The sequence below is a fragment of the Micromonospora sp. M61 genome, from assembly GCF_018070245.1.
GTDB classification, from domain to species: domain Bacteria; phylum Actinomycetota; class Actinomycetes; order Mycobacteriales; family Micromonosporaceae; genus Micromonospora; species Micromonospora zamorensis.
Genome location: NZ_JAGPYA010000006.1, coordinates 128,346 through 153,729, shown reverse-complemented (window position 1 = coordinate 153,729; position 25,384 = coordinate 128,346). Strand labels below are relative to the sequence as shown.

Sequence of the window (25,384 nt, the reverse complement as noted above, 5' to 3'; positions counted from 1 at the left end):
TTCCATGTCGTACCCCGAGATCCGGCCCCGCCGGCTGCGCCGCACCCCGGCGATCCGCCGGCTGGTGTCGGAGACCCGAGTCGACCCGGCCGAGCTGGTCGTGCCGATGTTCGTCAAGGAAGGGCTGACCGAGCCGCGGGCCATCGGGTCGCTCCCGGGGGTGCTCCAGCACTCCCGGGACTCGCTGCGCAAGGCGGCGGCCGAGGCGGTCCAGGCCGGCGTCGGCGGGATCATGCTCTTCGGTGTGCCGGAACGGCGCGACCCGACCGGCTCCGGCGGCATCGACCCGAACGGCATCCTCAACGTCGCCATCCGCGACGTGGTGGCCGAGGTGGGTGACGACACCGTGGTGATGAGCGACCTGTGCCTGGACGAGTTCACCTCGCACGGGCACTGCGGCCTGCTCACCCCCGACGGCGAGGTGGACAACGACTCCACCCTGGCCGCGTACGCCGAGATGGCGGTGGCCCAGGCCGCCGCCGGGGCCGGCATGGTCGGGCCGTCCGGGATGATGGACGGCCAGGTCGGCGTGGTGCGCCGGGCGCTCGACGCAGCCGGGCACCAGGATGTCGCCGTGCTGGCGTACGCCGTGAAGTACGCCTCCGCCTTCTACGGCCCGTTCCGGGAGGCGGTGGAGTCGGCGCTGGAGGGCGACCGGCGCACCTACCAGCAGGACCCGGCCAACCTGCGCGAGTCGCTGCGTGAGGTGGCGCTGGACGTCGCCGAGGGCGCCGACCTGGTGATGGTCAAGCCGGCGCTGCCCTACCTCGACGTGGTGTCGGCGGTGCGGGCCGCGGTGGACGTCCCGGTCGCCGCCTACCAGGTCTCCGGTGAGTACGCGATGGTCGAGGCTGCCGCCGCGAACGGCTGGATCGACCGGGAGCGCGTGATGTTGGAGACGCTCACCTCGATCAAGCGGGCCGGCGCGCAGGTCATCCTCACCTACTGGGCGGTCGAGGCCGCCGGGCTGCTGCGCCAGCGCTACTGACCCCAGGTCCAACTCTGACCGCGCTGTCTTCCTAGCGTGCGGGGGCGGGCGCGGCACCGGCTCGCGCACGGCCGGCGCGTCCTGACCGCGTGTCTCGTCGGCGGGCAGCGCGGTCGAGCTTCGCGGCCGTACCGGCCTGCGGACCGACCGGCCTGCGGTCCTGCCGGCGATAACGGCTAGCGCAGCGTAACCATCTGACGAGCCGCCACCACCACCTCCCCTGCCGCCTTTGCTCTGCACCCACGACGGCGACGCTCACCCTCCGCTCTCGGTGCATATTGAACTGCAGAGCAAAGGGGGCGAGCGGGGGGTGGTGTGTCTGCTGGCGAGGTTGGGGATTCCCCTGGTCAGCCCGGTGGCGTGTCTGGCCTGGTCTGCGCTGCTCGACGGAGCAACGTAAAGCCCCGTGACGCGCTGTAGTGGCGGTGCAACTGGTGCCGCGAGCACGGAGAGTGATCCGCCCGGCCGTGGACGATGTCCACAGGTCAGCTGGTTATCCACAGGCCCGCTAAGCGGGATTGCGGCCGGCTCCACCAGGCGGGACGGTGGCGGCATGAGTGATTCGTCAGCCTCAGCCGAGCCGGTCCTGCTCAGCGAGCCTTCCGACGCGCCCTGGCCTGCCGCCGGTATCGTCCGGGCGGTCCGCCGTCGCGCCGACCTGAGCCAGCGCGAGCTGGCCCGGTGGGCGGGTGTGCACCATGCCACCATTGGCCGGATCGAGGCCGGCCGCATGGTGCCGAGCATCGTCCTGCTCCGGCGCATCATCGGTGTGCTGGGCTGCCGGCTGGCCGTGGTGGACGAGTTCGGCCGGGTGCTCAAACCGATGCAGGACTGGCAGGACACGTACAACGGCGCGGAGCGTCGCTACCCGTCGCACCTCGACACCATTCTCGACCCTGAGCCGGGCGAATGGTGGGCGGACATCTACGGGCTGGCCCGCCCGCCCGAGACGTTCTACCGCAACCGGGCAGTTCGGGACGCGATGCGGCGCCGAAGCCAGTGGGAGGTGCGTGTGGCTCAACACCGGCACCTGCCCCGACCGCCGTGGCCCCCGCGCGGGGTGGTCTCACCTTGACACCAGCGAGGCCCGCCGATCCGGAACGGATCTGCGGGCCTCGCCGGGAAAACGCGACGTCAGTCGTCGTTGGTGATCGTGCCGATCGCGAGCGGGTCAGCCAGCCGGAGACCAGGGACCCCGGCCACCAGCAGCGTCAGCTTCTCGTCCGCCTCCCGCTTACGGTCACCGCGCACCGACACCGGGAACGCCACCGACGTCTGCCCGGCCGCCAACACCTTGCAACCGGCGTACGGGTCGAAGTCCGCACCACCCTGCGCCGTGAGGCCGACCGTCGTGGCGCAGAGCAGCACCGGCTGGGACAGCGGCCGGGACACCGTGGCGGTGAAGGTGAGCTGCCTGGTTCCCTGGTTGCCCTCGACCACCGCCGTGTCGGCGACGGTCAACGACGCCCGGGACCGGAACCGGGCCACCTGCGGGTCGTGGTCGCTGGAACCCCGCGACCCGTCGCCGGTGAACTCCGCCGGCCAGTCGGCGTTGATGTGCGCGGCCCGCACCTGCACCAGGTCGCCGTAGAGCGCGTCGTTGACGAACAGGTGGTCGAGCGTCTGCGCCTGCCCCTCGAAGCTGTACGAATACGCCGACGCCGGCACGTCCGCCACCAGGTTGTCCCACAGGTTGTGCAGGCCCGCCTCGTAGAGCGGTGCGAGCTGGTCCGAGGGAGTGGGCTGGCTGCCGGTCGCGATGGGATCGTCCGGGCGGGGGAAGACGTTCAGGTCCCCTCCGTAGACCACCCGGGCGGTCTGGTCGGCCGCCTCGATCGCGGTGACGATCGCCGCGCCGTAGCGCGCCTGCTCCCGCCGCTGCCCGACCCGGCTGTCCGGGCCCGAGGAGTAGTGGTTGCTGAGCGCGTACAGGGTGAACCGCTCCGTCGAGCCGGGTGCGGCGGCCACTGTGAACTTGCCCAACTGGGGAGCGCGGGTGAAGACATTGCTGCCGTCCCGACCGGTCGACGTGTCCACGTCCGACGGCAGCACCGCGTTGAGGGCCTTCGGGTTCTGCACGTCCGTGTTGGCCGGCAACCCCGCAGCTCGGTACTGGACGGTCGGCGCCGAACCCAGCAGCGGGTCGTCCGCCGTCGCGGCCGCCAGCGACAACCGGTCCGTGCGGTACAGGAAGGCGGCGGTGATCCCGCGGGCGTCCGCGCCGGTCCGGTCATAGGCAGCGGCGTACGCCGGCCCACCGGCTGCCGCGACCGCCAGCGCCAACTCCTGGATGCTGTCCGGAGCGCCGTCCGCGTTGTCGGTGTCACCGCAGCTCAACGTGGTGCCGGAGACCGTGCAGATGTCCTGGTCCTCGGCCTCCTGCACCAGGATCAGGTCCGGTGCGTGCAGATCCTTGACGATCTGGTCGGCGAGAGCACCGAGCTGCTGCCGGTAGTCCGCCTCACTGCTCGGCACGTAGTCGAACGGCGGGTTGACGCCCGGGCAGCCGGCATTGCCGGTGAAGTCACAGCCGTCGAACGGGTCGTCCCGGTAGTCGTACAGGTTCTCCACGTTGTAGGTGGCGACGGCCACCTCCTGCGACCGGTCGGCCGGCTTGGGCGGGTTGTTCTTCGACGGGTCGGCCCCGGCGTCGAACTCCGCCCGCTCGACCTGGACGCCGTACTTCTCGAACGAGTAGTAGACCCCACCCACCGCGTCCGCGCGCAGCGTGTCGAAGGTGTGCGCCGGCGGGAGCAGCGCGGCGCTGTCCCCGGCGGTGGCCTTCACACCCATGCTGCCGAGCAGCGTCCGCTGGCCGTTGCCGTCGTCGAAACGGCGGGTCGGGTCGTTGTCCAGCGGGTGCGAATCACGGAAGACCCGCCGGGTGTACGGGTCGGCGCGGTCCAGCAGTGGATCGTCCCGGTCCACCACCCACAGCTCGGCGTCGGCAGTGGACGAGAAGACGTCCCGTCCGCTCACCGCGCCGCTGCCCGCGCGTACCCGCATCCGGGCGCCCTCGTGCCGCTCCCAGAAACGCTGCGCGTCGGTCACCTCGGCCGGTGGCACCGCGTCGGTGACCTCTACCGCGGTGTCCACGGCCAGCCCGCCAGCGATCCGGCGGACCAGTGAGGCGCCGGAGAGCTGGGTGAAGCCGAAGTACTCCGACACTCGGGCCCGCAGCACCACCTCGTCGCCGACCGTCGGGACGTAACCGCCGACCAGTGAGGTGAACGTGCCCATGAACACGAAGATGCCGTCGGAACTGGTCGGGTCTCCGTCGGTGTCGCCCGTGCGGCTCTGGAGGAAGAAGCCGTGCTGCTCCGCCCCCGCCGAGGTCCGCGCCAGGGTCAACTGGGTGATCACGCCGCGGACGTCGTACAGCGTGCTGCTCGTGCCGTTGCCGCTCGCCGGTGCGAGCGGCGACCGGTCGCTCGGACCGGACTCGGCGTCGGTGGTCGAACCCTGCACCTCGCCGACGGTCAGCTCCCGGGTCACCTGCACGACCAGCGCGCAGCTGGCGGTGCCACCGTCCGCGTCGGTCGCGGTCAGGGTGACGGTGTACGCCCCGGCGGTCAGGTCGGCGCTGGTGCCGACCGTCGCACGGGCGGTGCCGCCCAACCCCTCCGCGGGGGTGAACGCGGTGCGGGTGATCGAGCCGGTGGTCGGGGTCGGGCTGACCCCCGTCACCGCCAGATCGACGACCGTGTCATCGGGGTCGGTGGCGGTGACCTCGCGCGTCGCGGCCGTGCCCGCCGCGGTGACCAACGGCCCCCCGCAGGTCAGCGTGGCCGGCACGTCGACCGGGCCCCCGCCGTCAACTGTGTGCGCGCCGAGCCCGTCGAAGGTGTCGACCGGGAAGCCCGCCCACTGCGCGGCCGGGTCGAACGCGTCCGACGGGTCCGTGTCGCCGGCGGCCACGGTCGGCAGCCGGCGCAGGGTGTTGTCGGCGGTGCTGATCGTGCCGGCCCCCCACTCGGTGCCCGGGTCGACCCCGACCTGACCGATCGAGTCAAGCACTGTGGCGCCCCGGCGCAGCACTATCGCGTCGTCACCGTTGAACAGGCTCGCTCCGGTGGTCTGATCGGCCTGGGTGAGGACGGCGGCCCCGGCCGAGGCGCTCGCGAACACGAACGCGTCACCAGCGGCCACGCTCCCGGTCAGCGGGATCGTGGTGGCCGTGGTGGAGCCGTTGAAGTAGAGCTGCAACTGGTAGCCGCCGGCCGTCAGGTCCACGGCGGCGCCGGTGCCGTTGAACAGCTCGATCGCCTTGTTGTTCGACGAGCCTTCGACGTACTCCGAAATGAACAGGTCGGTGGGCGCGGCGCTGGCCGCGGTGGGTGCGACGCCGAGCGCCGTGATGGTCACGGCGGCGGTGGCGGTCGCGAGCGCGGCGATTGAGCGGCGCGGGCGCATAGGGCCTCCACGATGGGTGGATGGGGGTCGAACGCACGTTAAGGTGCGCGGCTGTCCGCCGTCCATCCCCAAGTGGACAGTTTCGTGAATTCCCTCAGCGGGGTGGGTCGAGGCGGTGCACCAGCTCAGCGACGTCGACGCTGTATTCGCACCAGTCCCGGTCGGACCGGTAACCCAACTCCGCGTTGACCTTCAACATCGCCTCGTTGGCCTGCGCGTTCCAGGTCTGCACCTCGATCAGCTCCGGCTCGGCGGAGCGCAGCTCCAGCAGCATCCGAGCCTTGATCGCCCGGTCGATGCCGTAGCCCCGGTGGTCCTGCGCGACGATCGTGTCGTACTGGTCGGCACGGGTGGGGTGCTGCGCCGGGACCACCACCTCGGTAAGGCCGGCCACCTCGCCGCTCTGCTCGTGCCGGGCGAGCACGATGTACGGCTTCATGCCCCGCCGGTGCAGGGTGTCGAGGCTGTCGCGCAGCCGCTCCGGATCGTAGGAGCTGGGGCGCAGCTCACCGTCATCGACGTCGCGCACCTCGGCCTTCGCCCGCGCGTACGCCTCGATCAGGTCATCCGGTGGCCCGCCGGGGAAGAACTCCAGGTGGTAACCCGCCCCGATGCCGGTCGCCATCCCGGCCAGCTCGGCCCAGTCGACAGCGGTCAGGTCGAGCACGCTGCGGGTCTCCACGTATTCCCGGGCGAAGCCGAGCGACTCGTAGAAGGCCACTGCCGGCGTGTCGCCGACCACCTCCACCCCGATCGACTGGAAGCCCTCCTGGTAGACCCGGCGGGCGGCGCGCATCACCAGGTCACGACCGAGACCGCTGCGCCGCACGGACGGGTGCACCAGGACCTCGAGCACGCCGATGTCACCGAGGAGCAGCACGTGCACCTGGCCGAGCACCGCGCCCGGGTCGCCGGGGTCGGTCGGCTCAGCCTGGGCGATCCAGGAGATCCGCCGCTCGCCGGGCATCACCTCGGCGAGGTATTCCCGCAGCGAGGTCTCCCGCCACGGCGGGTCCTGCGGCAGATCGGCCGCCAGGACCGCGTTCAGCGTCGCCAGCAGCGACGCGATCTCGGCGGACGACGCGGTCCTGGGGTCCCACTCGCGCACCATCACCTGTCTAGCTTGCCGCTAACAGAGGCCGGGGGGAAGTGTCCAGTTCTCCAACGTATCGAGACGATCACTTCACTAGCGGCTGGCCCGTCCGTACTGGTTCGCGGTGTCGAAGACGTCCTGGGCGTAGCGCCGCACGTCGTTGTAGGAGAGGATCGCGTTCCACCAGTCGCCCGGAATGCTCAGGTTCCGGCCACCCTTGCAGAGGTAGTTTCCCGCTGCCAGGGCGGCGTCGTCCAGGTCGTGCGGGTCCTTCTTGCCGTCGTTGTCGGCGTCCGCGCCGATCTCCTGCCAGGTGGTCGGGATGAACTGCATCGGCCCGATCGCCTTGTCGAGGTCCGGGTCTCCGTCGAGCGCCCCACGGTCGGTGTCGATGATCCGCATTCGGCCGTCCTTGCCGTCCAGAGGCAGCCCGATGATCTTCGGCAGCGCCATGCCGTCCGGCCCCAACCGCGCGCCGTTGGCCGAGCCGTGCCCCGACTCGACCTTGCCGATCGCGGCCAGCGTGGTCCAGCTCAACGCGCAGCTGCGGTTGGTCTGGGCGAGCACCAGCTCGGCGTACCCGTACGCCTGCATGGCGGTCGCGGGGACACCGACCTTGGCACCGACCTGCTGAGCCCAACCGGCCAGAGCGTCCGAGGGTCGACCCCCGACCACCGGGCCGATGGCGGGCCCGGTCTGCAGCCCACTGCCGGGGAGGCCGCCACCGGGCAGCCCACCGCTGGGCAGCGGGCCGGTCGGCACCGGTCCGGTGGGCAGCGGGCCGGTGGGGAAGCCGGACGGCGCCGCTGGCGGTACGGCCGGCGTGGCGGAGGAGTCGGCCGCGACCGGGCGTGGTGCGCGGATGGTGGCCGGCACGAGCAGCGCACCGGCCGCCGCGGTCGCGGCCACCAGCGCCAGCAGGAACACACCGGGCAGGGTGAGTCGACCGCTCGGCCGACGAGCCCAGGCGCGGGTCGCGTGGGCCGCGGAGGCCGCTGCCCGGCGTGGCCCCAGCCGTATTGCGTGCGCGAACGGCACCCGCCGCCGCCGGGCGGGATCGGACGCCGGTACGACGGGTACGCCGTCCACCATGGTCTTCGCCGGATCCGCGGTGGCCACGGCGGCGGCCTTCGCATCGTCGGCCACGGCGTCCGCCTTCGCGTCCTCCACCATGGCGTCCGCTGTCTTCGGGGTTGCGGTCTTCGGGGTTGCGGTCTTCGGGTCCGCGACCGTGGTGGCCTCGACCTTCGCGGCCGGGTCGGGGGCGGTCGGTGTGGGTGTGGCCGCTGGTGTGGTCGGCCCAGCCCCGGACCGTCCGCTCAGCCATGGCCTGCGGGGACGGGGCACCGCGCGCACCGGATCGGGCGCGGCCCCCGAGCCCTCCAGTGGGCCGTCCAGCGGCGCGGCCGGTCGTAACGGTTGCACACGCGTGTCGTCCTCACCGTCCACCACCCTTCGAGTATCACCCATGCCCCGCCGAATGCCAGATCCACGTACGCTGGGTGCCATGCCACGGTACGAGTTCCGCTGCCGCGCCTGCGGAGACACCTTCGAGGTCAACCGTTCGATGGCTGCGGCCGGTGAGCCGGCCACCTGCCCACAGGGACACGCCGACACGGTCAAGCTGCTTTCCGCCGTCGCGGTCACCGGCCGGGGTGGTTCCGCCGGTGGTGCTCCGGCGCCCGCCGGTGGTGGCTGCTGCGGTGGCGCCTGCGGCTGCTGATCGGGGCAGTTCTCCGCCGCCTGGTGGACAGTCCTTGCCGGGAGCGGGTCCGAGTGGCACCTTGAGGCGGCACCTGCCCGGCCGTTCTCACGATGCGTGATCGCTCGGATTCAGGCAGCATGAATCCGACGTCACGGGCGGAGGTTCCACGCATGTCGCCACGGATCCAGCTCCCGAGCGGTTGGGTGACTTTCGTGTTCACCGATATCGAGGGCTCGACCCGGCTGGCCCAACTGCTCGGTCCGGACTACCGACCGGTGCTCGCTGAGCATCGGCGGTTGCTGCGCCGGACGCTGGCCAGCACGGGTGGCGCGGAGCTGCTGACCGAGGGCGACTCGTTCTTCCTGGCCTTCGAGGACCCGGCGGCGGCGCTGACCGCCTGCCTGACCGCCCAACGGGCATTGTCCAACCACGACTGGCCCACAGCGGAAGCCGCACCCAGGGTGCGGATGGGCCTGCACACCGGTTACGCCGAGCCGCGCGACGGCGAGTACGCCAGCCCCGAGGTGCACCGGGCCGCCCGCGTGGCCGCCGCCGCCCACGGTGGGCAGGTGCTCTGCTCGGCGTCCACCGCCCGTCGGGCCGAGCCGTTGCCGCCCGGTGCGACCCTGCTCGACCTGGGCCTGCACCGGTTGCGCGGCTTCGACGACCGGGAGCGGCTGTTCCAACTCATCGCACCGGGCCTGGAGCGGCAGTTCCCCCGGCCCCGCACCGCCGACACGGTGCCGCACAACCTGCCGACCCAGGTGACCTCGTTCGTCGGTCGGCAGACCGAGCGCGTCGAGCTGGGCCTGTTGGTGCGACAACACCGCCTGGTCACCGTGCTGGGGGCGGGCGGCGCGGGCAAGACCCGCCTCGCTGTGGAGCTGGCCAGCGGCGTCGTCGAGGCGTACCCGGACGGGGTCTGGTTCGTCGACATCGCCGCGGTGACCGACCCGGGGCTGGTGGCGTTCGCGGTCGCCGCGGTGCTCGGCCTGCGACCCGAGCCGGGCCGGCCGATGCTGGACACCTTGGTCGAGTACGCGGCCAACCGCCGCATGCTGGTCGTACTGGACACCTGCGACACCCAACCGGCCGCCTGCGCGGAGGTGATCGCGCGGCTGCTGTCCGGTGGGAGCGGCGTACGGGTGCTGGCCACCAGTCGGGAGTCGTTCAGCCTGCCGGGCGAGGTGGTGTGGCGGATCCCGCCTCTCTCGGTCGACCCACGGCCGGACGGCGCGGAGAGCGACGCGGTGGCGCTCCTGCTGGACCGGACGGCGGCGGCGCGCGGCGGCCGGCAGCCGGATCCGGCCGAGTCGGCCGATCTGCGCCGGGTGGTGCAGCGGCTCGACGGGTTGCCGCTCGCCATCGAGTTGGCCGCAGCCCGACTGCGGGTGCTCTCCGTCGGCCAGCTCGCCGAGCGACTGGACGACGTGCTCGGCACCTTGGACGCCGGCCGGGACGACCCGGAGCCGCCGCCGGTGGAGCGGGGCTGGTCCGGCAACCAGCAGGACACCGTGGACCTGGTCGCGGCGGCGGCCGGCGCGACACCGCCCAGCCCGGCGACCAGGGCGGTGCATCGCTCGGCCACCGAGCGGCACCTGACCATGCAGGCCACCGTCACCTGGTCGTACCGGACGCTGGGGCCCCGGGCCGCCCGCCTGCTGCGCTGGCTGGCGGTCTTCGCCGGGCCCGTTGACCTCGGCACGGTGGAGTGGCTGCTGGGCGACGACCCGCTGGACCCGCTGTCGGTGCTGGTGGACAAATCGATGGTCCTGGCCGAGCCGCGTGCGGCGGGCAGCACCTACCGGATGCTCGACCCCATCCGGGCGTACGCGGCGCGGCGGTTGGCCGAGGCGGGTGAGGAGCAGGCCGCCCGGAACCGGCACGTGGCCTGGTCGGCGCATGCGCTGGGCCAGGCACACCTGGGCCAGGACGGCCGGCCCGTCACGTTGTCGTTGTACGCCCTGGACCCGTTGGCCGGGGAGTTGCGCGCCGCGCTGCGATGGTGCGCCACCGGTGGCAGTGCCCGTGCCGGTCTCGGTCTGGCTGGTGGCCTGGACCAGTGGTGGCTTGAGCGGGGCCTGGCCCGGGAGGGGCGGCTGTGGTTGTTCCGGCTGTACGGGCGGATCGCCGAAACGGGCGAGCGGATCCCGGAGGCGGAGCTGGCGGCGGCGTACCACATGCACTCGCTGCACGCCGGTGCCGACGGCGAGTTCGCGGAGGAGCTGCGCTACTCCCAGCGCGCGGAGGCAGCCGCCCGTCAGGCCGGTGACGCCGGGTTGCTGGCCCGGGTGCTCGCCGGCCGGGCCGCGCCACTGGTGGACATGGGGCAGTTCGTCGAGGCCGAGCGGGTGTGCCGGGAGGTCATCGACTGGGCGCACGGGCAGGACGTGGTCGGCGAAGCACTGTTCGCGGTGTTCAGCCTGGCCGAGCTGCTGTGGCGGCGGGGTGCCCTGGAGGAGGCGGCCGACCTGCTCGGGGCGGTCCGCCCGGTGGAGGCGGCCCGGCCTGTGGAGCGGGGTCGGCGTTCGGTGGACATGCTGCTCGGGATGGTCGCGCTTGCCCGGGGAGACGTCGTCGCCGCACACGAGCACCTGCTGGTGGCGCTGCGTTCCCGGATGGGTCACGGCTACCACGGCCGAGCGTGCGACACGTTGAACGCGGTCGCGGTGCGCTGCGCCATCGGCGGGGACCGGTTGACCGCGGCTCGCCTGTTCGGGGCGGCGCAGGCCACCCGGGCGAGCATGCGGGCGACCCCGGGCATCTACGGCGGCTACTGGGCGGAGCAGCAGGCGCAGCTGCGTACGGTGCTGGGCGACGCGGCCTTCGACGACGCGTACGGCGAGGGTGCCGAGTTGGGGCTGGACGAGGCGGCGGCGCTGGCACTCGACGTGGAACACCCGGACCTGGCGGCCGACTCGACCCGCTTCAGCACCGGCCTGTCCCAGCCAACCCCCCGTCGACCCGCCGACCCGGACCGCCACCCGGCAACCCGAACCGAACGCGCCTAACCCCACCCGGCCCTACTCACCCCCACCCCTCAGCTTTGTTGATCAAGAGATTTGCGTCAGGAAACAGGCTCCCGGTGACCGAAACCTCTTGATCAACGCCGCCAAGGGGGTGGGGGTTGGGGGGGTTGGGGGGTTAGGCGCGGGCGGCGGCTGCGGCTTCGGCCTTGGCCTTCATTCGGGCGGCGCGGTCGATGTCGGCCTGCTGTACGGCCGCCACGGAACCGAAGACGCTGACCGCCTGGTAGTAGGTCCAGGCCAGGCTGTAGCAGGCCGGTCGGACGACTGCGTTGTACGTGGTGCAGACGCGCTTCAGGTCCTCGTAGAAGGCGCTGTCCAGTCGGGACTTGTTGGCGGGGAACTGGCCGAGCGCCTTGTAGTTGCGGTAGCCGAAGTCGTGCCGGTAGCAGCCCAGGTTGAAGGTGAACCCGAGCGGGTTGTCCGGGCTGGACGAGCAGTAGTCGGTGGACCAGTTGAAGTTGTACTCGGCCCAGGGGGCCCGGTTGACCCGGGCGCTGTTCCAGGCGTTGTAGCTGGAGGCGCTGGTCTGCGTCCAACTGGACAGCACGGACAGCTTCTCTGCGGGGGTGACGGCGGCGGCGGGGGAGGCGATGGCGAGGGTGGCGAGCAGCGCGAGCGCGCCCGAGGCGAACAGGGTGGCGAGACGTCGGGGCACGGGTTACCTCCGCGGGGGTGGGCGGGTGGGACGGAAGTTACCGGCGGGTCACCGGATGTCGATCAGTTTCGATCAACTGATCAACTGGCCGGTATGTGCCTCGCCAACTATTGGTGACATGCGTTCAAACAGACGAATGCCCCGGCGCACGAGGCGCCCGGGGCATTCGGCGGAACCGGGTCAGCGCAGGACGAATGCCGGCGGGCTGGCCGGGCTCTCGTTGGCCGACCGGTCCAGCGCGGTCACCTGGTAGGTGTAGCGCTTACCGGGCACGGCCGAGGTGTCCACCCAGGACTGTGCCCCGCCGGGCGTGGCCCGGACGGTGTCGACCAGGTGCGCGGCGTCCGCCGTGCCACACCGGCCGGGCACTGTGGTGCCGTCGAAACGGTAGATCGCGTACGAGGTGGCGGTGCCGAATGGCCCGGCGCCGTCCGCCGGCTGGCGCCAGGTCAGCCGTACTCCGTCTGCCTGTCGGGCCGCCTTGGTGACCACCGGGAAGAGCAGTGGCTTGGCCGGCAGGTGCGTCATGGCCGGCACCAGCGCGGGCCGGGAGTAGTGCTCGGCCGCGTAGATGTCGGTGGCGCCGAGGCGGTTGGCCCGCACCTGGACGGCGGAGAAGTGCACGTTGCCCTGCACCTCCGGGGACGACCGGTTGAGCGTCAGGTGGTCGGACAGCTCGCGCGGGTTCTGCCAGAACGGCCCGTACGCCGGGTCGCCGCTCTTGTAGTCGGCCTGACCGATGTAGAGCTGCACGCGGGTGCCGCGCACCGTCTCGGCCCACCACGGGACGAGTCGAGCGTAGTCGGCGGCCGGGTACTGGCCGATGTACCAGTAGAGCTGCGGCACCACGTAGTCGATCCACTCCTGCTTGACCCACTTGCGGGTGTCGGCGGAGATGATGTCGTACGACTGGCTGCCGGTGGTGTCCGAGCCGAGCGGGTCGGCGGTCTGGTTGCGCCAGATGCCGAACGGGCTGACCCCGAACTTCACCCACGGCTTCGCCGCCTTGATCTTGCCGTTCATCTCCTGGATCAGCAGGTTGATGTTGTCCCGCCGCCAGTCCGCCCGGTCGGTGAAGCCCCGGTTGTGTGCGGCGAAGGCGGCGTCGTCGGGCACCTGGTAGCTGCCACTGGGGTAGGGGTAGAAGTAGTCGTCGAAGTGCACGCCGTCGACGTCGTACCGGCTGACCGCGTCCATCATCGCGGTCTGCACGAACTCACGTACCTCGGGAATTCCGGGGTTGTAGTAGAGCCGGCTGCCGGCCACGCCGGCCGGCGGGTAGGCGAAGGTCCAGTCGGGGTGCTGCCGGGCCGGGTGGCCGGGGGCGAGCAGGTTGAGGTCCGCGCCGGCGCCGCCGGGGGCCGGCATGGAGACGCGGTACGGGTTGAACCACGCGTGGAATTCCAGGTTGCGCTTGTGCGACTCGTCGACCAGGAACGCCAGCGGGTCCCAGCCCGGGTCCTGTCCACGGGTGCCGGTCAGGTATTCCGACCAGGGCTCGTACGGCGACGGCCAGAGCGCGTCGGCGGTCGGTCGGACCTGCACCACGACGGCGTTGTGGTTCAGCCGCTCGGCGAGGTCGAGCAGTTCCCGATATTCGGCCTGCTGGGCGGCGACCCGGTCCGGGCTGGTCTGGGACGCCTTGCTGGGCCAGTCGATGTTGACCACCGAGGAGATCCACATGGCCCGGAACTGCCGCTTCGGTGTGGCGGGGTCGGTGGTGCAACTGATGCTGGAGGTGCTGGTGGCGCTGGCCGTGTCGGGCGCCGCGTTCGCGGGGGCGGCGGCGACGAGGCTGCCGAGCAGGGTGGTGATCAGCCCGGCGGCTGCGAGGCGAGTTGGCTTCATGCGGTGTGTCCCTCCGTTGGGGCTCCCGTGTGATGAGCGCGGCACCCTCGGCAAGATTCGCCGACGGCTATCTACCGCTGGTAGGAAATTTTCACAGTCGGGCCGTTACCGCAAGGGCTCGTGGTTGACCATTCCCGTCGCTGGGTAGCAACGCCGGTCACCGGCCGCCACGGGGGTGGTCGCACGGTGGTGGGAGGGGTGAGCGCATGTCCGTGCTGCGCACAAAACCGATCAAGGACGTGATAGCTCAAGGTGAGGCGGACGGCAGCGACGGCCAGCTGGGGCTGAAGAGGCGGCTCGGTGCGATCGACCTCACCGGCTTCGGCATCGGCATCGTGATCGGCACCGGCATCTTCACCCTCACCGGAATCGAGGCCCGCGACAGCGCCGGTCCGGGCGTGGTGATCTCCTTCGCCATCGCCGGCATGGTCGCCCTGCTGGCCGCACTCTGCTACGCCGAGCTGGCCTCCAGCGTGCCGACCGCCGGCAGCGCCTACACCTACGCGTACGCCACGATGGGCGAGATCGTCGCCTGGATCATCGGCTGGGACCTGCTGCTGGAGTTCGCGCTCGGCGCCGCCGTGGTGGCCCGCGGCTGGTCCGGCTACCTGGCCGAACTGCTCGACCTGCCGACCCGCTGGTTCGGCGAGGAGGGCAGCACTGTCAACATCGGCGCCATCGCCATCGTGCTGATCCTCGGCATCGTCGCGATCGTCGGCATCCGGGAATCCGCCCGGATCACCAACCTGCTGGTGCTGGTCAAGGTGGCCATCTGCGTCTTCGTGGTGGTCGCCGGCCTCTTCTTCGTCAAGGCCGCGAACCTCACCCCGTTCATCCCACCGGCCGAGCCCGCCGGCAGCGGCGACGACGGCATCAAGCAGCCGGTCACGCAGGCGCTCTTCGGGCTGGAGCCGTCGGTCTTCGGCTTCGTCGGGGTGCTCAGCGCCGCCGCGGTGGTCTTCTTCGCGTACACCGGCTTCGAGGCCGTGGCCAACCTGGGTGAGGAGACCCGGAAGCCCAAGCGGGACCTCACCCTGGGTCTGCTCGGCACGCTGCTGATCTCCACAGTGCTCTACATCGGTGTCTCGCTCGTGGTGGTCGGGATGGTGCCGTACACCGAGATCGACCGCGGTGCCCCTATCGCGTCGGCGTTCGAGTCGGTCGGCGCTGGCTGGGCGGCGGTGCTGGTCTCCATCGCCGCGGTCGCCGGCCTGACCAGCGTCATCCTCGTCGACCTGGTGGCGATGGGCCGGATCGGGTTCGCCATCGCCCGGGACGGGCTGATCCCGCCCTCGATCGCGAAGGTGCACCCGCGCTGGGGCACCCCGTACCGGATCTCCGCGATCATGACGGTGGCGGTCGCGTTGCTGGCCGGTTTCCTGCCGCTGTCCGCGTTGGCCGACCTGGTCAGCATCGGCGCGCTCTGCGCGTTCGTGCTCGTGTCGGTCGCGGTGCCGATCCTGCGTCGCAAGCGCCCCGACCTGGAGCGGCCGTTCCGGGTGCCGTTCTCCCCGGTGCTGCCGGTCGTCTCCGCGCTGGCCTGCTTCTACCTGATGCTCAACCTGTCGGTGGAGACCTGGCTGCGGTTCCTGGCCTGGATGCTGCTCGGCGCTGTCATCTACTTCGGCTACGGCCACCGCCGCAACCGGCTGGCCCAGCACGAACCGGCGGTTGCCCCGGCCCCCCGCGAACCGACCGCCTGACCGACACGTGCGGAAGGGCCCCAGCTTCGGGACCCTTCCGCACGGCCAGCTCAGGGGCGGGGCTGCGGCGTGGCCGTCGGGCCCTTGACGACCGGCTTGCCGTCGGCCCAGGTCACCTCGTCGAGCCACACCTGCCGACCCGGGTCGGTGCTGCCCTCCTGGCCCGGCGGCCAGGCGTGGTACAGCAGCCAGGTTCGCCCATCCTTGACCACCATCGACGCGTGGCCGGGGCCCGAGGCCGCCTCGTTGCTCTTCAGGATCGGGTTCTCGCCTGCCTTCACGCACGGGCCGGCCGGGCCCTCGCAGACCGCGTAGCCCTCGGCGTACTCCGCACGGTCGTACGCGTTGGCGGCGAAGAAGAGCAGCAGCCGACCGTCCTGACGGTGGAAGAACGGCCCCTCGATCAGAGTGCCCTCCCACGGCTCGGTCTGCTTCAGCAGCTTCGTCGGCTCACCGACCAGGGTCAGGCCGTCGTCGGCGAGGCGCTGCGACCAGAGCCAGGTGTCCACCCCGATGGCGTTGCCGTCGTTCTTCCACAACAGCCACAGGCTGCCGTCGGTGTCCCGGTACGGGCTGGCGTCGATCGCCCCGCCCAGGTCGGCCTGGCAGATCAGCGGGCCGGCCGCGTCGTCGGAGTACGGCCCCTGCGGCGCGCTCGCCACCGCCCGCCCGACGCACTGCCGGCCGGACTCCCGGCCGGCGACCGTGTAGTAGAGCAGGAACACCTCCGGTGCGAGCTGGATCGCCTCAGGTGCCCAGGTCTTCCCGGCGTCCGCCCAGTCCGGCAGCGTCGGCAGGGCATCCCCGGCCTCGGTCCAGTCGACCAGATCGGTCGAGGTGAGCACCGGGACGTTGCGGCCGCCGGAGTTGGTGTGGAACAGGTACCAGGTGTCGCCCACCTGGATCGCCTGCGGGTCCGGGGCGTCGGTCTTCACGACCGGGTTGGTGAACACGCTGGAGTCGCTCCCGCTGCTCGTGGGGGTGGGTTCGGTGCCGTCGGAGCAGCCCGCGACGAGCAACGCGGCGGCGAGAACGCTCGCCGCCGCGCCACGTCGCCGGGCGGTCGTACGCGTCATCCCTTCAGACCGCTGCGGGAGACACCCTGGATGATGTGCCGCTGGGCCAGCACGAAGAGGATCAGCACCGGCACGCTGGCCAGCACCGCGCCCGCCATGATCACCGGGTAGTCGGTGACGTACGAGCCCTGGAGCAGGCCCAGGCCCGGCGGCAGGGTGAGATTCTCCGGGCTGAACAGCACGAAGATCGGCCAGAGGAAGTCGTTCCAGTTGGTGAGGAACGACAGCACGGCCAGGGTGGCCAGCGCCGGCCTGGACAGCGGCAGCACCACCTTGTAGAAGATCTGCCACTGGTTGGCGCCGTCCAGCGTGGCGGCCTCCTCCAGCTCGTTCGGCAGGGAGAGGAAGAACTGCCGCAGGAAGAACACCCCGAACGCGCTGGCCGCGCCGGGCACCACGACCACGGCGAGGGTGTCGATCCAGTTGAGCTGGTCGACGATCAGGAAGTTCGGGATGATCAGCGAGGTCGGCGGGATGAACAGCGTCCCGACGATCAGTGCGAAGGTCACCCCGCGACCCCGGAACTTCAGCCGGGCCAGGGAGTACGCGGCCATCGAGGCGGTCACCAGCACCAACGCCGAGTGCAGCGTGGCGGCCACCATGCTGTTGAGGAACCAGCGCAGCACCGGGTTCGCCGAGTTGTTGAGGATCTGCTCGTAGCCGTAACCGGCGAGCGGGTTCGGCAGCCAGCTCGGTGGGATCTGCTGGGCGGCCGTGTAGGTCTTCAGTGAGGTGATGACCATCCACACCAGCGGGACCAGGAAGATCAGGGCCAGGGCGACCAGGGTGGCGTAGAGCCCGACCCGGCGCAGCCCCGGTGCGGAGCCGTCGGTGGTCGGCGCGGGCGTCGTCATGGCGGTCCCCTCAGTCTTCCTTGTAGCGGAAGAGGCGGAAGTTGGCGATGCTCACGACCGCCAGCAGCAGGGCGAACACGATGCTCATCGCGGCGGCCCGACCGGCGTTGTTGTTGCGCAGGCCCTCCTCGACGATGAACCACACCACAGTGCGGGTCTCCGTGCCGGGCGTCCCCTGGGTGATCAGGAACGACTGGCCGAACATGTTCGCCGAGGCGAGCACGGTCGTCGTGATCACGAAGAGCAGCACCGGCCGCAGCCCGGGCAGCGTGACGTTGCGGAACCGCTGCCACGCGTTCGCGCCGTCCATCCGGGCCGCCTCGTACAGCTCCGGCGAGATGTCCTGGAGGCCGGCCAGGTAGATCACCGCGTTGAAGCCGGAGGTCCACCAGACGGTCACCCCGACCAGCGAGATCCACGCCCACGGCATGTTGGTCACCCAGGGGGTGTCCGACGGCAACCCGACCACGCCGAGGAGCCGGTTGACCAGGCCCAGGTTGGCGTCGAGCAGGAACCGCCAGAGCAGGCCGATCACCGCGACACCCAGCACGTACGGAGCGAAGTAGATCGCCCGGAAGAACGTCCGGCCCGGGAAGGACCGGTTGAGCAGCAGTGCCAACCCCAGCGGTACGACCACCAGCAGCGGCACCGACAGCACAGTGAAGATCGCGGTGGCCCGGATGCTCTGCCACCAGTCGCCGTAGACGGCGGAGTCGCTGGAGAAGAGCTGCTTGTAGTTGTCCAACCCGACGAACGGCCGGTTGGGCAGCTGGAAGTCCCACTGATGCACGCTCAGCCAGAGGCCGAGGATGATCGGCAGCAGGCCGAACACCCCGAACAGGACCAGGTAGGGGGCGAGGAACAGATATGGCGTCGCCCGTCCGGTCCGACCCGCCGAGGCGGCCCGGCGGGCTGCCCTGGCCGCCGGGGGCGGCGCGTCACCGCGCGCCGCCCCGACCTCGATCACGTCCGCCACGGGGTATCAGCTCCCGTACTTCTTGCGGTTGTCCTCGAGCTGCTTGTTGGCCTTCGCCACACCGTCGTCCAGCGCCTGCTTGGGCGACTTCTTGCCCAGCGCGGCCTCGTTGAAGGAGTTGTAGAAGGTGGTCATGACCTCGCCGAGACCCGGGGCCGCCGGCGGGAACGCCGCGTACTCCAGCTCGGGGGCGAGCGACGAGATCTCCGGCAATGCCTTGAACTCGGCGCCCTCGCGGACGGCCTTACGGGCCGGGATCTGGCCGCCCTTCGCCCAATCCAGCGAGTGCTCGCTGAGCCAGTTGATGAAGACCTTGGCACCGGAGACCTTGTTGGCGTCGTTGGCCCGCTGCTTCACGATGGTGAAGTTGTGCGAGTTGGCCCAGGCCGCCGGCTTGCTGCCGATCTGGGGGAGCGGAGCGACGCCCCACTGCACCTCGGGGCTCTTCTTCAGATCGTTGATCTGCCAGATGCCGTTCCAGGTGAAGGCGTTCTTGCCGCTCTTGAACGACAGGTAGTCGGCGTCCTGACCGACGTTGGCCGGCGAGAAGCCCTGCTTGATCATGTCGACCAGCCAGGTGCACGCCTCGACCGCCGGGTCCGAGTTGAAGGTGGCCTTGGCGACCTCGGCGTCGAACAGGGTGGCGCCCCACTGGTTGAGCAGCGAGTAGAAGGTCATGCCGCCGGTGAACTGGAACGGGCTGACCCAGAAGCCCTGGATGCCGGCCTTCTTCAGCTCGGTCAGCGCGGCGACGTAGTCGTCCTTCGTCGTCGGCGGCTTGTTCGGGTCCAGGCCGGCCTTCTGCATGACGGACTTGTTGTAGTAGAAGCCCAGCGGGTGCATGTCCAGCGGGATGCCGTACCGCTTGTTGTTGTAGAGCCCGCCCTTCCACACGGTGGGGGCGAAGTCGCCCTCGGCGAGCTCCAGGTTCTTGGCGACGTCGTCCAGCTCGGTGATCACGCCGCGGGCGGCGAAGGTGGCGAGCTGGTCCATGTGCATGACCGCGATGTCCGGGCCGTTGCCGCTGGAGGCCGCGCCGGGGAGCTTGTTGTAGTAGTCCTCCCACTGGTACGTGGCCACCGACACGGCGATGTTCTTGTGCTCGGTGTTGAACTGGTTGACCAGCGCCTTGAAGATCTCGCCGTCACCGCCGGTGAAGCCGTTCCACAGCTTCAGGTCCACCTTGGGGCCGGTGTACTCCTTGCCCCCGTTGCCCGCGGCCGGGCCGGAGGCGCTGTCGTCGCCGCCACCGCAGCCCGCGAGGGTCAGCGAGGCCGCGGCGCCGAGTCCGAGACCGAGGCCGAGCAGGCGACGCCGGCTCATGTCGTTCTGGATCATGCTTTATCTCTCCTTGTGGGGGACGGATGAATTGTGCCTGCTCAGAACCGGTGTGACACCTACGCGTTGGCCGGGCCGAAGCGGAGCACGCTCCAGGACACGGCGGGCAGGCGCACTGTGCACCGGCCGCCGTCGGGGGTGGGGGTGGGAAGGTCCCGAGGCGTCACCCGGTCGGGGTCGGCCTCGGTGTTCGTCGCCGACGGGTCAGACCCGGCAGCGATGTTCTGGAAGGACAGGCCGGACATACCCGGCAGCCCGCGCAGATCGATCTCCATCGGGAGATCGGTGGAGCCCCGGTTGACCGCGAAGACGGTCAACTCGCCGGTCTCCTCGTCGTGCACGGCGACGGTGTCGAGCACCGGCACGTCCCCGTACTTCTTCGTGTCGTAGCGCGGCGACACCGGGTCGGTGCGCAGCACGGTGCCCCGGGCGTACCGGGCGGTCAGCGCGAACGGGTGGAAGATGCTCTGCCGCCAGGCCGGGCCGCCGTTGCGGGTGCGGATCGGCGCGATCACGTTGGCGAGCTGGGCCTGCGCGGCCACCCCGACCCGGTCCGCGTGGCGCAGCAGGGTGATCAGCAGGTCGCCGACGACCACCGCGTCGACCGCTGTGAAGTCGTCCTCGATCAGCGCCGGAGCCTCGACCCAGCCGCGCCGGTCCAGGTCGGCCTGGAGGCGAGACTCGTACCAGACGTTCCACTCGTCGAAGGAGATCTTCAGCTTGCGCTTGTGCCGCTGCTTGGCGGCCACGTGGTCGGCGGTCGCGACGACCTCGGTGATGAAGTTGTCCATGTCGACGGCCGAGGCCAGGATGCTGGCCTGGTCGCCGTCGGACGGGTCGTAGTAGGTGTGCGCCGAGATGTAGTCGACGTGCTCGTAGGTGTGCTCCAGCACCGTCGCCTCCCAGGAGGCGAAGGTGGGCATCCGCCGGTTGGAGCTGCCGCAGGCGATCAGGCTGATCGACGGGTCGATCATCTTCATCGCGCGGGCGGCCTCGGCGGCGACGCGGCCGTACTCGTCGGCGGTCTTGTGGCCGACCTGCCACGGGCCGTCCATCTCGTTGCCCAGGCACCACAGCCGCACCCCGTACGGGTCCTCGGCGCCGTGCTTGCGCCGCAGGTCGGAGAGCTCCGTGCCGCCCGGGTGGTTGGCGTACTCCAGCAGGTCCAGTGCCTCCTGGACCCCGCGCGTGCCGAGGTTGACCGCCATCATCGGTTCGACGCCGGCCTCGGCGGCCCAGGTCATGAACTCGTCCAGCCCGAACGCGTTGGTCTCGATCGTCTTCCAGGCCAGGTCGAGTCGGCGGGGCCGGTTGCCGACGGGGCCGACCCCGTCCTCCCAGCGGTAGCCGGAGACGAAGTTGCCGCCCGGGTAGCGGACCACCGAGACGCCCAGCTCACGGGTCAGGTCCAGCACGTCGCGGCGCAGGCCCCGGGAGTCGGCGCTGGGGTGGCCGGGCTCGTAGATGCCGCCGTAGACGCACCGCCCCATGTGCTCGACGAATGAGCCGAAGAGGCGTCGGTCGGCCGGGCCGATGGAGAAGGCGGGGTCGATCGTCAGCTGCGCGGTCCGCAAGGGGTTGCCACCTTTCCTCGTGCCGATGCCGGGTGAGCGCGGTCACCGTTCACCCGGTGTCCATCGTTTCTACAACGTTGTAGGCAACGTTGTAAAGAGCTGATGACGAGGTATGGTGCGCTGGGTTACATCGGGGAGGTTGCGGAGTGCGACACAGGCTCAAGGACGTGGCTGAACGGGCCGGGGTGTCGGTGAAGACCGTCTCCAACGTCGTCAACGGCTACGTGCACGTTCGGCCGGACACCCGTGCCCGCGTCGAGGAGGCGATCGCCGAACTCAACTACCGGCCCAACCTCTCGGCCCGCCACCTTCGCAAGGGCCGCACCGGCGTGATCGCGCTGGCCGTTCCGGAACTGGACATCCCGTACTTCGCCGAGCTGGCCCGCTACGTGGTCAACGCCGCCGCCGCCTACGGCTGGACGGTGCTGATCGACCAGACCGGCGGTCGGCGCGAGCAGGAACGGGTGGTCGCCTCCGGCATCACCGACCACCTGATCGACGGGCTCATCTTCAGCCCGTTGGCGCTGACCGCCGAGGACCTGACCGGCCTGGACGGCACACCCATGGTGCTGCTCGGCGAGCGGGTCGAACACGGCCCCGCCGACCGAGTGGTGATCGACAACGTGACCGCGGCCCGGGAGATCACCGCTCACCTGATCCAGCTCGGCCACCGCCGGATCGCTGCCATCGGCTCCCAGCGCACCGACGAGGGCGCCAGCGCCCGGCTGCGCCTGGCCGGCTACGCCGACGCGCTGCGCGCCGCCGGGCTCGACTACGACGAAGCGCTGGTGGCGCCCGCGTCGGCCTGGCACCGCGCCGACGGTGCGGCCGCCATGCAGGGCCTGCTCACCTCCGGCGTACGCCCCGACGCCGTCTTCTGCTTCAACGACACGCTCGCCCTGGGTGCCCTACGCGCCCTGCACGAGGCGGGTCTGCGGGTGCCCGAGGACGTGGCGGTGGTCGGCTTCGACGACATCGAGGACGGCCGGTTCTCCATCCCCACCCTGAGCACCGTCGCCCCGGACAAGGAGAAGATCGCCCAACTGGCGGTCGAACTCCTCGCCAACCGCCTGGACGGCGACCGCACCGCCCCGGCGAAGGAGGTCTCCGCCCCCTACCGCCTGGAAATCCGCGAATCCACCCGGACCCAGTAAGCCGGTCGCCCGGCCGGTCAGTCGAAGAAGCGGGCCAGGTGGGACTTCGGGGCGGTGTCGGCGTCCGGTGGGAGCGGAGTCAGGTCGGCGAAGATCGAGGCGCCGTCGCAGCCGGCGTGCAGGGGATACCACCGTGGGGTGCCCGGTGGGCGGCCCTGGCAGATCCCCTTGAACGTCTGCACGTCCATCAGCCGGACGTGGGTCGGGTCGGCCACCGCGTTCACGTGCCCCCACCAGGGACTCATCACGTGCAGCACGCCACCCGGCCGCAGCACCCGGTGACACTCGTCCACCAGCGGCAGGAAGTCGATCAGGTGCTCCAGGATGTGCACCGCGAACAGGACGTCCACCGAGTTGTCCGCGAGTGGCAGCGAGCCGGACAGGTCCGCGACCGCGTTCACCCCCGGCGCCGGATAGATGTCCAGCCCCAGGTTGCTCGACCACTGCTTGGTCGGCCCGCAACCGAGGTCCACGACCACCGGCGCCCGCCCACCGATGCCGACCCGGCACCAGATGCCGTAGACGCCGGCCAGCCGGCCCACCAGGTCCCGTACCAGCCGTAACTGGCTCGGTTCGGCGACGTCTCCGCTGAGATGGGCCACCCCCCGGTCGAACCGCACCTCCACGGCGAGGCCCCGCAGCCGGTCGTCGTGTCGAGCCTGGTCCGCCCATGCCTGGGCGAGGGAATCGTCGATCGCCCGCAGCCGGTCGGCCGAGGGCGGAGTCAGTGCCAAAGCGACCATTCGGGCCACCTCCCGCCGCGCGATACCCGCAATCGCGCCCGGTATGCCCCACTCGTCCGCGTCGTCGCCTGCCCCGGCGCGGCGGGCCATGGGCGTGTCGCAGGACGCGGGGCAGGACGGCAACCGTCGTGATGCCACACAGGCATCAAGATGACTGTGTGGCATCACGCTCAAAGGAGCCACCGCCGGCACGGGCCGAGCCGGCCAGCCGGCTCGGGTCAGCCCGAGAGGGTACGGCGACCGCCGCGCATCCGTTGGCGGGGTGGCGGCTCGGCCGGCTTCGGCCGCTTGAGGTGATAGCGGTGCAGCTCGTTGTTGCCGGGCAGGGACGGGTCCTCGCTCATCGCGACCAACTCCCAGCCCTGGTCACCGGCCCGGTTCAGGTGGGCCAGGGCAGTGTCGCCGTACGGCGTCACGTCGACCATCGAGCCGTCCGGGCCGTACCAGACGAAGACGACCTCCCAGCCGAGGTCGTTGGTCGCGGCCTGGCGGCGGCGGACCAGCAGGGCGTACTCCCACTTGAGCATGGCGTCATTCTCACCCCGCGCTGGCCCGCCGGCACGGATCAATCCTCGGCGATCCGCCCGCCGTCGACGCGGAGCCGCCGGTTCGTCTCGATCGCGGCCAGCATCCGCCGGTCGTGGGTGACCAGCAGCAGCGTTCCGGGGTAGCTGGCCAGCGCCGACTCAAGCTGCTCGATGGCGGGCAGATCCAGGTGGTTGGTGGGCTCGTCCAGCACCAGCAGGTTGACCCCCCGACCCTGGAGCAGGGCCAGCGCCGCCCGGGTCCGCTCGCCGGGGGAGAGGGTGGCCGCCGGTCGCGGCACGTGCGCCGAACGCAGCCCGAACTTGGCCAGCAGGGTCCGCGCGTCCGCCGGCGACATGTGGGGTACGGCAGCGTGGAACGCGTCGATCAGCGGCGCGTCGCCGAGGAACAACCCTCGGGCCTGGTCCACCTCGCCGATCACGACGCCAGGCCCGAGTGTGGCGGTGCCCGCGTCCAGCGGCAGCCGCCCCAGCAGCGCGGCCAGCAGGGTGGACTTGCCCGAGCCGTTCGCCCCGGTCACCGCCACCCGGTCCGCCCAGTCGATCTGGAGGTCGACCGGGCCGAGGGTGAACCCGCCTCGGCGTACCACCGCACCTCGCAGCGTGGCCACGACGGCGCCGGCGCGGGGGGCGGCGGCGATCTCCATCCGCAGCTCCCACTCCTTGCGCGGCTCCTCGACCACGTCGAGCCGTTCGATCAGCCGCTCGGTCTGCTTGGCCTTGGCGGCCTGCTTCTCGCTCGACTCACTGCGGAACTTGCGGCCGATCTTGTCGTTGTCGGTGGCCTTGCGGCGGGCGTTCTTCACGCCCTTCTCCATCCACCCACGCTGGGTGCGGGCCCGCGCCTCCAGGCCGGACTTGGTGTCGGCGTACTCCTCGAAGTCCGCGCGGGCGTGTCGGCGCGCCACCTCGCGCTCCTCCAGGTAGGCCGCGTAGCCACCGCCGTAGTGGTGCACCTGCTGCTGGGGCAGGTCCAACTCCAGGATCCGGGTCACCGTGCGGGTGAGGAACTCGCGGTCGTGGCTGACCAGCACCGTGCCGGCGCGCAGCCCCGTGACGAACTCCTCCAGGCGCTCCAACCCGGCCAGGTCCAGGTCGTTGGTCGGCTCGTCAAGCAGGAACACGTCGTAGCGGCTGAGCAGCAGCGACGCCAGCCCCGCCCGGGCCGCCTGACCGCCGGACAACCCGGTCGTCGGGTGGTCCAGGTCGACCGCGAGCCCCAGGTCGGCGCTCACCTGCTCGGCGCGCTCGTCCAGGTCCGCGCCGCCGAGGGCGAGCCAGCGCTCCAGCGCGTCGGCGTACGCGTCGTCAGCACCCGCCGCCCCGGCGGTCAACGCCTCGGTCGCCGCGTCCAACGCCGCCTGCGCGGCGGTCACCCCGGTCCGTCGGGCGAGGAAGTCCCGTACCGTCTCGCCCGGCCGCCGGTCCGGCTCCTGCGGCAGGTGCCCGACGCTCGCGGAGGGCGGGCTGAGTCGCACGGTGCCGGCCTCGACCGGCAGCAACCCGGCGAGGGTACGCAGCAGCGTCGACTTGCCGGCCCCGTTCGGCCCGACCAGGCCGATCACGTCACCGGGGGCGACCACCAGGTCCAATCCGGCGAAAAGCGGGCGGTCGCCGTGCCCGGCTGCCAGGTCCTTGACGATCATCGTGGCGCTCATCAGGACGGCAGCCTATCCGGCCCCGCGCATAC

The 25,384-nt window shown here is 71.1% G+C and carries 19 protein-coding genes; 6 read left to right on the top strand and 13 right to left on the bottom strand.

The features are described 5' to 3' along the window. The first annotated feature begins 4 nt into the window (after positions 1 to 4). Both hemB and KBX34_RS05845 read left to right on the top strand, forming a co-directional pair. Positions 5 to 988, top strand: a complete 984-nt coding sequence (gene hemB, locus KBX34_RS05850; RefSeq protein WP_088950331.1) for a porphobilinogen synthase — start codon at positions 5 to 7, stop codon at positions 986 to 988. A gap of 553 nt (positions 989 to 1,541) precedes the next feature. Beyond that, complete coding sequence (locus KBX34_RS05845) at positions 1,542 to 2,063, top strand: helix-turn-helix transcriptional regulator (protein WP_141911296.1); 522 nt, start codon at positions 1,542 to 1,544, stop codon at positions 2,061 to 2,063. Positions 2,064 to 2,122: 59 nt separating this feature from the next. Here the strand turns inward: KBX34_RS05845 and KBX34_RS05840 are convergent, their stop codons facing one another. From KBX34_RS05840 to KBX34_RS05830, 3 genes are all read right to left on the bottom strand, one after another. Beyond that, positions 2,123 to 5,401: a lamin tail domain-containing protein gene (locus KBX34_RS05840; protein ID WP_210923633.1), complete on the bottom strand. Its 3,279-nt coding sequence runs from the start codon at positions 5,399 to 5,401 to the stop codon at positions 2,123 to 2,125. 94 nt (positions 5,402 to 5,495) lie between these two features. Next, positions 5,496 to 6,512: a GNAT family N-acetyltransferase gene (locus KBX34_RS05835; RefSeq protein ID WP_210791434.1), complete on the bottom strand. Its 1,017-nt coding sequence runs from the start codon at positions 6,510 to 6,512 to the stop codon at positions 5,496 to 5,498. A 75-nt stretch (positions 6,513 to 6,587) separates the two neighbouring features. Then, positions 6,588 to 7,946 (bottom strand): lytic transglycosylase domain-containing protein, encoded by a 1,359-nt coding sequence (locus KBX34_RS05830; RefSeq protein WP_210923631.1) that lies wholly within the window; start codon positions 7,944 to 7,946, stop codon positions 6,588 to 6,590. Positions 7,947 to 8,001: 55 nt separating this feature from the next. On the opposite strand from KBX34_RS05830, the gene KBX34_RS05825 reads away from it, so the two are divergent. Then, positions 8,002 to 8,217: a zinc ribbon domain-containing protein gene (locus tag KBX34_RS05825; protein ID WP_088950326.1), complete on the top strand. Its 216-nt coding sequence runs from the start codon at positions 8,002 to 8,004 to the stop codon at positions 8,215 to 8,217. 152 nt (positions 8,218 to 8,369) lie between these two features. Next, the gene (locus KBX34_RS05820) at positions 8,370 to 11,210 is read left to right on the top strand and encodes an adenylate/guanylate cyclase domain-containing protein (protein ID WP_210923630.1); all 2,841 of its coding nucleotides are present in this window, start codon (positions 8,370 to 8,372) and stop codon (positions 11,208 to 11,210) included. 133 nt (positions 11,211 to 11,343) lie between these two features. On the opposite strand, the gene KBX34_RS05815 is transcribed toward KBX34_RS05820, so the two are convergent. Continuing rightward, on the bottom strand, positions 11,344 to 11,883 hold the full coding sequence (locus KBX34_RS05815; protein WP_210923628.1) for a phospholipase: 540 nt from the start codon (positions 11,881 to 11,883) through the stop codon (positions 11,344 to 11,346). Between the two features lie 180 nt (positions 11,884 to 12,063). Continuing rightward, positions 12,064 to 13,731, bottom strand: a complete 1,668-nt coding sequence (locus KBX34_RS05810) for a glycoside hydrolase family 10 protein (protein WP_210923626.1) — start codon at positions 13,729 to 13,731, stop codon at positions 12,064 to 12,066. 206 nt (positions 13,732 to 13,937) lie between these two features. Between KBX34_RS05810 and KBX34_RS05805 the strand changes: the two genes are divergently transcribed. Further along, positions 13,938 to 15,434 (top strand): amino acid permease, encoded by a 1,497-nt coding sequence (locus KBX34_RS05805; RefSeq protein WP_210923624.1) that lies wholly within the window; start codon positions 13,938 to 13,940, stop codon positions 15,432 to 15,434. A gap of 50 nt (positions 15,435 to 15,484) precedes the next feature. On the opposite strand, the gene KBX34_RS05800 is transcribed toward KBX34_RS05805, so the two are convergent. From KBX34_RS05800 to KBX34_RS05780, 5 genes are read right to left on the bottom strand one after another with little or no spacing between them, the layout of a single operon-like run. Then, positions 15,485 to 16,510 (bottom strand): glycoside hydrolase family 43 protein, encoded by a 1,026-nt coding sequence (locus KBX34_RS05800; RefSeq protein WP_210923622.1) that lies wholly within the window; start codon positions 16,508 to 16,510, stop codon positions 15,485 to 15,487. Next, positions 16,507 to 17,364, bottom strand: a complete 858-nt coding sequence (locus KBX34_RS05795; protein WP_210923620.1) for a carbohydrate ABC transporter permease — start codon at positions 17,362 to 17,364, stop codon at positions 16,507 to 16,509. Before KBX34_RS05795 ends, KBX34_RS05800 begins: the two co-directional genes overlap by 4 nt. A gap of 10 nt (positions 17,365 to 17,374) precedes the next feature. Continuing rightward, positions 17,375 to 18,340 carry a carbohydrate ABC transporter permease gene (locus tag KBX34_RS34185; RefSeq protein ID WP_210791005.1) on the bottom strand — a complete coding sequence of 322 codons (966 nt, stop codon included), beginning with the start codon at positions 18,338 to 18,340 and terminating at the stop codon, positions 17,375 to 17,377. Positions 18,341 to 18,346: 6 nt separating this feature from the next. Beyond that, positions 18,347 to 19,678 (bottom strand): ABC transporter substrate-binding protein, encoded by a 1,332-nt coding sequence (locus KBX34_RS05785; protein WP_210791003.1) that lies wholly within the window; start codon positions 19,676 to 19,678, stop codon positions 18,347 to 18,349. 59 nt (positions 19,679 to 19,737) lie between these two features. After that, positions 19,738 to 21,252: an alpha-N-arabinofuranosidase gene (locus KBX34_RS05780; RefSeq protein ID WP_210923619.1), complete on the bottom strand. Its 1,515-nt coding sequence runs from the start codon at positions 21,250 to 21,252 to the stop codon at positions 19,738 to 19,740. Between the two features lie 146 nt (positions 21,253 to 21,398). Between KBX34_RS05780 and KBX34_RS05775 the strand changes: the two genes are divergently transcribed. Then, positions 21,399 to 22,406, top strand: coding sequence for a LacI family DNA-binding transcriptional regulator (locus KBX34_RS05775; RefSeq protein WP_210923618.1), 1,008 nt, complete (start codon positions 21,399 to 21,401; stop codon positions 22,404 to 22,406). A 17-nt stretch (positions 22,407 to 22,423) separates the two neighbouring features. On the opposite strand, the gene KBX34_RS05770 is transcribed toward KBX34_RS05775, so the two are convergent. The 3 genes from KBX34_RS05770 to KBX34_RS05760 form a co-directional block, all read right to left on the bottom strand. Continuing rightward, positions 22,424 to 23,149 carry a methyltransferase domain-containing protein gene (locus KBX34_RS05770; RefSeq protein ID WP_088950316.1) on the bottom strand — a complete coding sequence of 242 codons (726 nt, stop codon included), beginning with the start codon at positions 23,147 to 23,149 and terminating at the stop codon, positions 22,424 to 22,426. 218 nt (positions 23,150 to 23,367) lie between these two features. Next, the gene (locus tag KBX34_RS05765; RefSeq protein ID WP_088950315.1) at positions 23,368 to 23,676 is read right to left on the bottom strand and encodes a hypothetical protein; all 309 of its coding nucleotides are present in this window, start codon (positions 23,674 to 23,676) and stop codon (positions 23,368 to 23,370) included. A gap of 38 nt (positions 23,677 to 23,714) precedes the next feature. Then, positions 23,715 to 25,352, bottom strand: coding sequence for an ABC-F family ATP-binding cassette domain-containing protein (locus tag KBX34_RS05760; protein ID WP_210923617.1), 1,638 nt, complete (start codon positions 25,350 to 25,352; stop codon positions 23,715 to 23,717). Between the last annotated feature and the right edge of the window lie 32 nt (positions 25,353 to 25,384).